This window comes from Fervidobacterium sp. (assembly GCF_059913585.1).
The window spans coordinates 316,624-328,280 of record NZ_DBOLZL010000014.1 but is presented as its reverse complement, the minus strand read 5'-3'; the positions used below and the strand labels follow the sequence as shown (position 1 = coordinate 328,280).

The following is an 11,657-nucleotide window of genomic DNA, read 5'->3' as shown; positions in this document are numbered from 1 at the left end:
GGTTAAAAACCCAACCAACTTATCATGGTTAAAGGCAGGCGACAGACTCCTAGAATGGCTTGAAAGCCAAGGCTGAATAAGTCGTCCTGCCCTGCCTACTTTTTGACTAAAATATTTATACCATATTTTTACGTAGGAGGTTGAAATATGCCAGGCAAAAAGCGTTGCTTACTCAGTGTTGCCATGATTATGAAAAACGAAGAGCACAACCTTGACAGGGCTCTTGGAAGTATTAAACCATACGTTGATGAAATCATTGTCGTTGATACAGGCTCGACAGATAATAGTGTGGAGGTTGCCAAGAAATACACAGACAAGATTTATTTCCACGAATGGAAAGATGATTTCTCAGAAGCCAGAAATTATTCTCTCCAATTTCCTACATGCGAATGGGTCTTAATTTACGATGCTGACGAGGAAGTTAAAGAAGATTTTGCTGGGATAAGGGAATTTCTCGCAAGTTTGCCTGATGATGTTAATACCGTATACCTTCCCACATTGAGTTATTTGGACTGGGATTTGAAAAAAACAGAGATAGCTTCAACTGCAAGGGTGTTTAGAAATGGAACCGTGAGATACGAAAATATTGTCCACAACCAGCCTATTTACAAGGGTAAGGTTGTGGAAGCCCCCTTTACGATATACCATTACGGATATATTTGGACACGGAAGCTGAAAAAGAAAAAATACGAAAGAACAAGAAACCTTATAGTTAAATTATTAGAAGAGAAAAAGGACATGCCCTCTCAAGAAAGGGCGTATTACTTATGCCAACTTTACAAAACAGAGATGATCGGGGGAAATGCGATAGAGCTCTATCCAATAGTTAATAAGGTAATTGAAATAATCAAAAAGGACCAAAAAATGCCCGCCATTGCTTTTGAGGTTTTACTAATGCATGCTCTTGCTTTAAATGCGAAAGGGTTCAACAAAGAAGCCAGGGAGTTGCTTGAATTTTTGCTAAGAATAGAACCTAAAAATCCGGATCCATACTACGGGCTTTTGGCTGTCAGTGAAGCGGAAAAGAAATACGAAGAAACAATATTCTATGGTGAAGAGTTCCTAAAGCGGATCGAATATGTGGAAAAGAATCCTCAAGAATTTACCTGGACGATAATTGCTATAAAATATACACCTATGGTTCATACTCTTCTTGCGATTGCATATCTAAAGAAGAAAGATATTGAGAAATTTAAAATGCATTTTGAAAAGATATTTGATAAATCAAAACTTACCGTGGCCGAGGCGCAAAAGCTTGTAAATGCTTTAGTCAAGTATATCACGGAAGTCGATGACGATGACTTCATAAAAATTGTCCCTGAAATTGAAAAACTTTTGCATGAAGCGTATCAATTTGGTGTGCACCTTAACGTGTTTGATATCGTTGAGCGAGTGAAGAAAATAGGTATACAATTCAACTACGACCTTTTTGAACCGTTCTTGAAGGGAACCTTTGGAAAGCTTGTTTTGGAAAATTTGAAGGCAAAGAAAGATGGACTAATGGAATACATCTTTGGTTTGGACGAAAACCAATGGGCAGAGAAAATTGAAAGGATGGGACTTGAAGCTGTTTTATTCTTTTACGAAAACCTTCCAAATTCCAGTCCAGAAAAATTGCGAGTGTTAAACAGGTTAAGAAAATCAGAAAACGAAATTATCAAAGGTGTTAGCCACGGACTAATTGCGGATATTTACTTAGAAAAGGCAAATTTTAAGCTGGCTCTTGAGTATTACAAGACAGCTGCTGAAATCTTGCCAGAACTTGGTAGGTTTGTGAAACCTATCTTGGATGATTTAAAAACGAAATTAGACCCAACGATAGAAGGTATATTCCACGAACTTAAAAGGTTCTACTTTGAAAACAAAGAGCTCATGACGGGAGCACTTAAAGAATTTCCAAAAGAGGAACTTGAAAGACTTTACCTCATTTCAGACACAGATTTTGCAAAATACATTAGTGCGACGAATATTTGGAAGAATAATAGGGAAAAGTCATCACAATTATTGGATAGCATCTCTAAGAAAGAAGAATTCCCGTTTTTGGAATACAGGTATGCGAAATTGTTCGAAGATTCGAAGAACCAAGAAGAGTTGAAAAAAGCCTACTTATACCATGCCGAAGCTTTAAAGAAAAACACAGTGTTAGGTGATTTAGCATTAGGGGTTTACAAATTTGATAATTTCTACCCGCATGAGGTTTTTGGAAACAAAAACGATGAGATTGTATGGGTTGGAAATATCTCGGAAAAACATTCTGGACTCGGTGTTATCTCTCCATTGCGCGTTTGGCGCAAAGCGAGTAGATATTACTACGTTGAACCCTTCCATATCGATGAAGCGATAAGGATATACAAACAAAAAAGAGTTGGCTATAACCTTCCGGTTTTAGAAGTCAAAAGAGAAGATATTTTAAAAGTGCTTGGAGAAGTGAATATAACAGAAATCAAAGTTTACGAGGAAGATGAAAAATATATCGAGCTAGTTAAAAATGCTGCATTAGAAATTGGTATCGAGTATGAAGATAAATCAGAGAATATAGTAAGCTTTGAAATTGTCAATATAGCTAAGGAATTGGGTGAGGTTGTGAAGAAGTTTGAAAGTGGAGTGCTTTTCTATTTTGTTCCGGATTTCAACAATCATGACGATATCGTTTGGTATTATCCAATCTTTAGGTTTATTAGAACAAGAAATCAAGTTGAAGACGAGCTGAGAAAGGCTGGAGCGAAGAAAATTAGACATTATGTTTTGAATGAGTCTCTAAGGGCTGTTGTTTTTGAAAGGTGATTAATATATAATCATTTACTTTCCATGGAGGTGAGGTTATGCGTATCAACCACAACTTATCTGCACTGAACGCATGGAGGCAGATAACGCTTACGGATTCTGACATGAAAAAGGTGCTTGAAAGACTTTCATCAGGTTTGAAGATTAACAGGGCAAGTGACGATGCGGCAGGTTTGGCGATTAGTGAGAAGATGAGAGGGCAAATCAAAGGTCTCGAGATGGCGGTGAAGAACGCACAAGATGCCATTTCACTCATTCAAACAGCAGAAGGCGCTCTTAACGAAGTGCATGCTATCTTGCAAAGGATGAGAGAACTCGCAGTCCAGGCGGCAAGTGATACGAATACCGATGTGGATAGGTCAAGTATCCAAGCGGAACTTGACCAGTTAAGAGAAGAAATTGACAGAATCGCAAGGTCGACGGAATTTAACACAAAGAAACTTTTGAATGGAAATCTTGAAAGCTTCAGATTTACACCAGATGTGAAGGTTGTTGCGCAAGGAAATATAGACCTTGTGGTTAGTGCTGTAAGTTCTGCCGCAAGTGTTGTCGAAGGAACTTTTGTTGTTGAAGTAGGTCAGTTCTCAGATAACGTAACAAGTGCACTTGATGTTAGGGTTGTTCTTGTAAAACCAGATGGTGTAAGCAGTGTTATTACAAGCTACAGCCAAGGTTCTATTACAATTGGTGGTGTGAAGATAATTTGGAACAAAGACAGATTTGATATTTCACAATTTGGTGGAGGGTTGCCACTTGAAGAAGTGATTGATACAGGTGTTGCAAGGGTTGAGAAGATAAATACAACAGGTAACCAGCTTGTTTTCCAAATAGGTGCAAACGAAGGAGCTAACATGATAGCTGGTATCGATGCAGTGGATGCGAAGAATCTTGGTTTGTTAACCTCTACACTGAAGGTCACAAGTCAGAATGATGCGGAAAGAACGATTAGTATAATCGATGCGGCAATCCACAAAGTAAGTTCCATCAGGTCTCAGCTTGGTGCAATTCAAAACAGACTCGAGCATACAATAGCGAACCTCGGTGTAGCAGCAGAAAACCTCACAGCAGCGGAAAGCCGAATAAGAGACGCAGATATGGCAAAAGAGATGATGCAGTTCACCAAGATGCAAATTCTCATGCAGTCTGGTATGTCAATGCTTGCACAGGCGAATACTTTGCCACAAAATGTGCTTCAATTGTTGCGAGGATAATTTCAACATTATCGAAATTAAGCGGGGTGTGGTGCCCCGCTTTTGCTTAAAACAAATTAACACATTTTAGACGTTTAGAGATTTATTGTATAAATCTTAGAGATTATATTGATATTGTTTTTTCAAAATTCTCTGCCACCATTCTTCGTTCTCCAAATACCATTTTATCGTCTTATCAATGCCTTTCTCAAATCCTATCTTAGGTTCCCAACCAAATTCTTCCTTCATCTTACTTGTGTCCATAGCATACCTCAAATCATGCCCTGGTCTGTCTTTCACAAACTTTATCAAACTCTCAGGTTTTCCCAACTTCTCAAGTATCGTCTTCACAACGTCTATGTTCCTCTTCTCACAATTTCCTCCAATATTGTAAATCTCCCCTTCCTTTCCCTTTTGTAAGATTATATCCACCGCCTCACAATGGTCTGTCACATATATCCAGTCTCTCACGTTCTGACCTGTTCCGTATACAGGAAGGTCTTTGTCATTTAATGCATTGATTATCATCAACGGTATCAGTTTTTCAGGAAATTGATACGGTCCATAGTTATTTGAACATCTTGATATCGTCACAGGTAGTCCATACGTTCTGTGATAAGCAAGTGTAAGCAAATCAGCTGATGCTTTCGAAGCAGAATACGGTGAAGATGGCTTTAGGTTATCTGTCTCTTTGAACTTCAAATCCGGTCTATCAAGCGGTAAATCACCGTAGACTTCATCTGTCGAAATTTGATGGAACCTCTTAACACCAAATTTTCTGGACGCATCAAGTAAGACTTGAGTACCGAGTACGTTTGTGACAAGAAAGACATCAGGAGTTTCTATCGACCTGTCCACATGTGATTCTGCTGCAAAGTTTACTACCACATCAAATCTTTCTTGCTCAAATAAATCAAAAACGAACTTTCTGTCAGCTATATCACCTTTGACAAATCGGAAGTTTTTGTATTCCAAAGCTTTTTGTAAATTTGCCAAATTACCAGCGTATGTCAGCTTATCCAAGCAAACGTATTCGTGCTCGGGATAGTTTTCAAGCATGTAATATATGAAGTTTGTTCCAATAAATCCTGCACCACCGGTGATAAGGTATTTCATAGCTGTTTCCTCCTATCTAAACTTAGAGACGAGCTTCCAACCAAAATTTTAGGTTTTGCGTATACTTTATTTCATAAATATCGCATGGGCTATTGCGAATGATTTGTATTGCTAACGACCTCTTGGGACTGCATACAATACCGTCTCTATGAAAAACGTTGAGTGAACTCTCACGTAAAAATCATAGTCAGTGCAAAGCTCGTTTAAAAACTCTGGTATAGTATAGAAATCTTCTGGCTTATGATAAATTGAAACAGCAAGTACAGGACGACTTTCATTGATGATTCTTTTAAGCCCATGCAAGCAAGGAAGTTCGAAACCTTCGACATCCATTTTAACAAAATCAATCCTTATGTTATGTATTATATCATCAAGCACAACCGAATACGCACGTTCAAATTCTTCGAAATCATTTCGTTCATCGGTCAGTTTACTGCGCTGTCCCTTGCTATATATGCTAAAGACTGTATATTTGTCAGAACAGGCTGTTTTAAGCAACAAAAACTTCTGAGACTTCATAGTAGTTTCTTTCAATTTTTCAATTCTTTCCTTCAGCATACTGTAGTTCTTACCTTCTGGTTCAAGTGCTATATAACAGCCCAGTTCCTTTCCGAAGTTGCAAAGTCTGTTAAAAACAAAAAGTAGAGGATCACCATCGTATGCTCCGAGGTCCATAAAATTGTAAGTTGTTGGAATACTATCGATAACTGGTACATCGTCTGGAATGTACTGGTTTTCCTCAGGATATGGTATCAATAATAAATCAAGTTCTTTCCTAAATTCTATCCATTTTTGCATTATGTTTCTTGATTTTTCATCATCAAAAAGGTTAATCACCTCATTTGCTCTTTTTTTCATCAAATTCTTCACTATGCCAGTAATCTCCCGCTTTTCGAGCTAAAAAGAGTGCTTCCTGATTTATTGTATAAGTTTCAAAGTAACTGTATACGGTTACAGTATTTTTGAATTTGCTCAAAACGTTTTCGGCGTATTTCTTCCGTCTCTCGTCTTCTGCGGGGAAAGTAAAATATACTTCTCCTGCAAAATCTCTCAAATTCTCTTCAATTTCATAATCTTTTATTATTGGAATCCCTTGATATTCTTTTTCAGTAGTTATGTTATCAATAAAGCATGCCACATTTGTTCCTTTGCTTTCAAGAACATTCTTTAACATTTTTCTCCATTTTCCAAAAAATCCAACGATAACTGCCTGTTTCATATTCTAATTTATTCCCCACTTTCAAGAATTTCGAAAAGTCCTATTTCCTTACTGTAAAAAAATGCTATTCTTCTTCCGTCAAATGCTTTTGCTGGAACTTGATCAACTATTAAAACAACCTTTTTCTTTAGCTCTTCAAAAACAGTGTCGAATTCATGGGTTGAAAAACAAAAATGATATGGCGTGGAACCGACTTTTCTAAGTAAATTTACAATTGGTGAATTTTCATTGATTGGTTCAATTAGCTCTATTTTAATTTGCCCATTTGTCATAAACTGTATTTTTGAATTTTGTAACTCATCTATTACCTCTTCTGACAAAACACAAAAACCCAGCAATTCCAGAAATTCTCGAGCTGTGCTTATCGATTTAACGGCGTAACCGATGTGGTCAACCTTCATATTCAACAAAGGCGTATCCATGCCTTTCACCTGCTTTTCTGATATCTAATTTGTAGTCCTTTTCTCCATTTTCACAAGTTTCAACATCATATCCAAGTCTATCGAAAAAATCTTGTGCAGGCTTATTTTTGGCAGTTGGTATATACCTTGCTTTTACCTGTTGTATACCTTCTTTTGAAAGTTCAGTTTCTATAAATCCGACGAATTGGTCCTCTAAATATCTTCCAAATACTCTACAACTCATCAACAAATTTTCAAACTCTGCAACCTTCCTTGAGTAGTCCTTTTTCACAAAGGCAAGGAGAACTTTCCCATATTCTCCAAATCTATCTTCAACCGAAGCAATGTAAACAGAATAATTTGAGTTACTCATTCTTGCCCTGATTTCTGCTTCGGTTAATCTTAATGTGGTAAGATTGAATTGGTTGGTTTTTTGCGTTAGTTCAGCAGCTCTTTGAACATCTTCTTCTTTCAACTTTCTAATCTTCATCTTCATGTTCAGCGATTTTAAATACTCTTCTAAATTTGCGACACTTTCTTTGAACTTTTCTCTTTCCATTTCTTTTAGGTACATCTCTGTTTTCTTTACATCTTCTATATTAACCTTCAATGTGTAGAAATAGCGTTTATAAATCTCCAAAGCAAAATCGTTGAGCCTTGCTGTATCTATTGGAAAGTCTGGCACCTCACATGGTAGTGACGTTTTAATCAATTCCCTTTCGACTGGATTGTCGTCAATAAAAACAAAGGAATCAATTCCCAGATTCAGTTCCTCTGCTAATTCTTTGATATTTGTAAGTTTGTTTTCCCAATTTATCTTCATTCTAACAAAGTCATCTTTTTTCAAAACCATATGCCTATGCTTTTCAAATGCTTCTATAACATCGCTTTCGTTGTTTTTGGAGCATATCGTTAGTAAAACTCCGGTATCCTTAAGTTCTTTTATCCGCATTTGGAAGTCTTTGAACCTCCGCCCTTCCTTGACATCAGCTAATTCAATTCCATCGAGTCCTGCTTCTCCAAGAACCCCACCCCAAAGCGTGTTATCGAGGTCGAGAACGAGAACTTTCTTTCTTTGCTTACGATACGCCCGTATCAACAATTCCATTTCATCTGCTATTTTTTTGTGACCTAAGCTCGAGTACCTTATCCCACCCAAGTACCAAAGCTTATCGCTATAAAATGCCTTCCTGCCCTCTGACTCTATAAGTTCCTTCAGCTTAAAAGCATGTATTCTTTCGAAACTACTTGCCAAAGTATACACTGCTCTGTTCCATTTCCATTCAAAAAGCTTTCCTTTGTTCAGTTCATCGTTTGGTAGAATTTGCCTGTTCCAAACGTCGATTTCTGAGATAAAGAAATGAAGGGATCCATGCTTTTCAACAAATGATTTAATGATTTCAAATATGCTGTCTATCTCATCTTCACGAAAACTTTCGAATAACGAAGTGCCATCTAAGATTAAGAAAACTAGCTCTGGTGTGGACAGGACCAACTGAGAATTTTCATTCAAGAGCTCCTGCATCCAGACCCCATAGCCACCTGGCGTATAGATTTCTACTTCCGGATTCATTCTGTTAAGTTCATCCAAGGCTGCACGAAGTTCTACGTTGGACAACACTGCAATTTTCATGAAAATCACCCCGCAAATTTTAAAAAGTCCCTTAGACAACGTATCTTCGATACTTCTTCTGTTGGAATAACCAGTCCAAGTTCTTCTTCAACACGTGTTACCAATAACAGATGAGTGAAAGAATCCCAACCCGAAATTTCTTCACGTTTGTCGTCGAGGGCTATTTCTTTCTCAAAGATTTCTCTTGCAATTTTTAGTAGTTTTGCTTCTAGTTCTTCTACAATAGTTATAGACACTCCGGTTACTTGCCGATTATTGTCGTCATTAGCTTCTACTTGAACATATACGTCGTTTGTTATTTCAGCGCCTTCCTCCATGAGGTAAAGCTTTTCTAATTTTAGTAAATCCTTCTTCCTTTCACCTATTCTTCTTGCAGGTATACCAACATAGATTCCCCATGGTTGCGTACTCTTATCAACCAATGTCAAAGCTCCTACCGATGTTCCTTCTTCCAGAGTTACTCCTGGTAAGATAACTGCTCCTGCCCCTATATGGCAGTGTCTCTTTATAACAACAGAAGCTTTGAAAGTTTTCCTAAATTTTTCTGGAACGGTAGGATTTGAAAGTGTCTCTCCACTATAATCATCAGACCTTGTAAAGACTTTTACTCCGTATGCTAAACCTGTGAAATCTTCTATTGTAACCCCCTCCATACCACCTGCGATAAGGCATAGTGGTGATATGTGAACATTACGACCTATCTTTACTTTCCCTGATATTACGCAAAAGTCATCTATTCTTGAATTATCTCCAATTTCTATAAGTTCTGTATTGTAGATGCTGGCTTTAGTGCTTATCTTAACATTTTTACCAACGTACTTAAATCTCATTTGTCTAAGTTCATCATCGCTATAGTATGGCATATTAGTAACCTCCTTGTTTTCTTTATAGTGAGTAGTATTCTTTTAAGCTCATTATAACATTTTCAAGTTCTTTTTCACTCAATGAATAAAACATCGGCAATCTCAACAATCTCTCACTTTCTTTTGTTGTAAACCTATCTTCTCCAACGAATTCTCCAAATTTTTGTCCTGCTGGGGCACTGTGGAGCGGTATGTAATGAAATGTTGCCAGTATTCCTTTCCCTTTGAGATGCTCTATTAACCTTGTCCTTTCCTCTATATCACGCACCTTTATGTAGAATATATGACCATTGTGTTCACACTCTTTCGGTATTTTGGGTAGTTCAATGAACCCTTTCTGCTCCAACTCAGAAAGTTCGACATAGTATTTATTCCATAACTCAAGCCTTCTTTTATTTATTTTTTCTGCCATTTCAATTTGCCCCCACAGATATGCAGCACTTAGCTCGTTCATCAGAAAACTGCTTCCAATATCAACCCATGTGTATTTGTCAACTAAGCCTCTGAAAAATTTCGCTCTGTTCGTACCCTTTTCCCTGACAATTTCCGCTCTTTCAATGAGTTTTTCATTGTTTATCAGTATTGCTCCTCCTTCACCCCCACTTGTGTAATTCTTCGTCTCATGGAATGAATAGCAACCTATATCTCCTATCGTTCCAAGATACCTTCCCTTGTACTTTGCCATCATTCCTTGTGCTGCATCTTCAACCACGTAAAGTCCATACCGCCTCGCAATATCCATTATCGTATCCATCTCGCATCCAACACCTGCGTAATGCACAACACATATCGCCTTTGTTTTGGATGTTATTGCCTGTTCAATGAGCTTTTCATCTATATTCATTGTATCAGGTCTGATGTCGACAAACTTAATTTTCGCCCCCCTTAATGCAAAAGCATTTGCAGTGGATGTAAATGTAAATGATGGCATTATTACTTCATCACCCTGTTGGATATCGAGTAAAATTGCTGCCATTTCTAATGCATGTGTTCCTGAAGGAACGAGCATAGCCTTTTTTGTACCTGTTGTTTTTTCAAACCATTCTTCACACTTCCTTGAATATTCTCCACCACCTGACATCCTATCTTTTTTGAGAACGTCCAAAACGTATTTATCTTCATTTCCTGTATAACATGGCTTGTTGAACGGTATTTTTATATCCATGCATATCGCCGCCTCATTTTTATTTAATTAGCTTTCTGCAGCTATCTCTATCAAATACCTTCCGTACTCTGTTTTCTCCATCTTTTTGCCAAGTTCTAATAGCTCTTCTTTTGTAATAAACCCCATCCTGTAAGCAATCTCCTCCAAACATGCGATGTAAAACCCTTGGCGTTTTTGTATCGTTGCTACAAAATTCGCAGCTTCCAAAAAGCTTTCCGGTGTTCCTGTATCAAGCCATGCAAAGCCCCTACCAAGTGGAATGACCCTCAACTTTCCCATCTTGAGATATTCTTTGTTCACATCCGTAATCTCGAGTTCACCCCTCCACGACGGTTTCAAACTCTTGGCTATCTCAACCACTCTGTTATCGTAAAAATACAATCCAGGCACAGCATAGTTCGAGTTTGGATTTTCTGGCTTTTCTTCTATGCTTATCGCATTGAATTTTTCATCAAACTCAACAACGCCAAAATCTTTTGGATTCTTCACCGGGTAAGCAAATATTATCGCACCTTCCGTTAGCTTAGCTGCGTCTTGCAAAATCGGAGAAAAACCTTGGCCGAAGAAAACATTATCCCCGAGTACAAGACACACGTTTTCTCTTCCTATGAATTCTTCTCCCACGATAAATGCATCGGCTATCCCTCGTGGTTTTTCTTGGATTTTGTATTCAAAATGTACACCAAGATGAGAACCATCACCGAGTAGTTTTTGATAAAGTGGCAGATATTCTGGACTGGAGATAACAAGAATTTCTCTGATGCCAGCGAGCATTAGAACAGACAGTGGATAGTATATGAGTGGTTTATCGTATAAAGGAAGAAGTTGTTTATTCACAGCTATCGTTGCTGGGTAAAACCTTGTGCCTGAACCACCAGCGAGAACTATGCCTTTCAAATCGACCACCTCTAGCATTTGAAGATTAGTGTCTTCGAAAACTAATTCTAAAAAAGTACCCAGTCACTTATGTAAAATGTTTTTTAGATAGTTTGGCCAGATAAAGGTGATTTGTTCTAAATACCAAAATGATATTATTATTCCAACGTTTCTTTCTTTTTCTTGAAAAAATAACAAAACCACTCCCCAGTTCTATCCATGTTCCTCGAATGTGACTGATATATTTCTCCATAAACTCGACCAATCGTTTAAAGATTAGAGGGATTTCTTTACCGACCTTCCGGAAAGGTAAGGAAATACTTTTAGGTTTTTCCTCTCAAAACAATACTAAGGTGGTGATAACTATTAAATATCACTGTTGTTTGAAAGTTGTCGAGACATAGTAAGTT

At 37.7% G+C, this 11,657-nt stretch carries 10 protein-coding genes; 2 read left to right on the top strand and 8 right to left on the bottom strand.

The window, feature by feature from the left end:
• Window positions 1-147 precede the first annotated feature (147 nt).
• Complete coding sequence (locus AC3M61_RS06240; RefSeq protein WP_500780011.1) at window positions 148-2,784, top strand: tetratricopeptide repeat-containing glycosyltransferase family 2 protein; 2,637 nt, start codon at window positions 148-150, stop codon at window positions 2,782-2,784.
• Window positions 2,785-2,822: 38 nt separating this feature from the next.
• The gene (locus AC3M61_RS06235; RefSeq protein ID WP_500780010.1) at window positions 2,823-3,995 is read left to right on the top strand and encodes a flagellin N-terminal helical domain-containing protein; all 1,173 of its coding nucleotides are present in this window, start codon (window positions 2,823-2,825) and stop codon (window positions 3,993-3,995) included.
• A 96-nt stretch (window positions 3,996-4,091) separates the two neighbouring features.
• Here AC3M61_RS06235 and rfbB read toward each other — a convergent pair whose 3' ends face one another.
• The 8 genes from rfbB to rfbA all read right to left on the bottom strand — a co-directional run bounded on the left by rfbB (window position 4,092) and on the right by rfbA (window position 11,268).
• On the bottom strand, window positions 4,092-5,090 hold the full coding sequence (rfbB, locus tag AC3M61_RS06230; RefSeq protein ID WP_500780009.1) for a dTDP-glucose 4,6-dehydratase: 999 nt from the start codon (window positions 5,088-5,090) through the stop codon (window positions 4,092-4,094).
• Window positions 5,091-5,201: 111 nt separating this feature from the next.
• Complete coding sequence (locus AC3M61_RS06225) at window positions 5,202-5,960, bottom strand: FkbM family methyltransferase (RefSeq protein ID WP_500780008.1); 759 nt, start codon at window positions 5,958-5,960, stop codon at window positions 5,202-5,204.
• Window positions 5,929-6,309 carry a hypothetical protein gene (locus tag AC3M61_RS06220; RefSeq protein WP_500780007.1) on the bottom strand — a complete coding sequence of 127 codons (381 nt, stop codon included), beginning with the start codon at window positions 6,307-6,309 and terminating at the stop codon, window positions 5,929-5,931. The genes AC3M61_RS06225 and AC3M61_RS06220 overlap by 32 nt, the downstream gene beginning before the upstream one ends.
• Window positions 6,310-6,317: 8 nt before the next feature.
• Window positions 6,318-6,731 carry a VOC family protein gene (locus AC3M61_RS06215; RefSeq protein ID WP_500780006.1) on the bottom strand — a complete coding sequence of 138 codons (414 nt, stop codon included), beginning with the start codon at window positions 6,729-6,731 and terminating at the stop codon, window positions 6,318-6,320.
• Complete coding sequence (locus AC3M61_RS06210; RefSeq protein ID WP_500780005.1) at window positions 6,700-8,343, bottom strand: HAD-IIIC family phosphatase; 1,644 nt, start codon at window positions 8,341-8,343, stop codon at window positions 6,700-6,702. Before AC3M61_RS06210 ends, AC3M61_RS06215 begins: the two co-directional genes overlap by 32 nt.
• A gap of 5 nt (window positions 8,344-8,348) precedes the next feature.
• On the bottom strand, window positions 8,349-9,206 hold the full coding sequence (locus tag AC3M61_RS06205) for a hypothetical protein (protein WP_500780004.1): 858 nt from the start codon (window positions 9,204-9,206) through the stop codon (window positions 8,349-8,351).
• A gap of 22 nt (window positions 9,207-9,228) precedes the next feature.
• Window positions 9,229-10,371, bottom strand: a complete 1,143-nt coding sequence (gene rffA / locus AC3M61_RS06200; protein WP_500780003.1) for a dTDP-4-amino-4,6-dideoxygalactose transaminase — start codon at window positions 10,369-10,371, stop codon at window positions 9,229-9,231.
• Between the two features lie 27 nt (window positions 10,372-10,398).
• The gene (gene rfbA, locus AC3M61_RS06195; protein WP_500780002.1) at window positions 10,399-11,268 is read right to left on the bottom strand and encodes a glucose-1-phosphate thymidylyltransferase RfbA; all 870 of its coding nucleotides are present in this window, start codon (window positions 11,266-11,268) and stop codon (window positions 10,399-10,401) included.
• Window positions 11,269-11,657: the final 389 nt, after the last annotated feature.

Coding starts and splice junctions, on each gene's coding strand:
- AC3M61_RS06240 (WP_500780011.1), top strand. CDS start 148: ATGCCAGGCAAAAAGCGTTGCTTACTCAGTGTTGCCATGATTATGAAA.
- AC3M61_RS06235 (WP_500780010.1), top strand. CDS start 2,823: ATGCGTATCAACCACAACTTATCTGCACTGAACGCATGGAGGCAGATA.
- rfbB (WP_500780009.1), bottom strand. CDS start 5,090: ATGAAATACCTTATCACCGGTGGTGCAGGATTTATTGGAACAAACTTC.
- AC3M61_RS06220 (WP_500780007.1), bottom strand. CDS start 6,309: ATGAAACAGGCAGTTATCGTTGGATTTTTTGGAAAATGGAGAAAAATG.
- AC3M61_RS06215 (WP_500780006.1), bottom strand. CDS start 6,731: ATGGATACGCCTTTGTTGAATATGAAGGTTGACCACATCGGTTACGCC.
- AC3M61_RS06210 (WP_500780005.1), bottom strand. CDS start 8,343: ATGAAAATTGCAGTGTTGTCCAACGTAGAACTTCGTGCAGCCTTGGAT.
- AC3M61_RS06205 (WP_500780004.1), bottom strand. CDS start 9,206: ATGCCATACTATAGCGATGATGAACTTAGACAAATGAGATTTAAGTAC.
- rffA (WP_500780003.1), bottom strand. CDS start 10,371: ATGGATATAAAAATACCGTTCAACAAGCCATGTTATACAGGAAATGAA.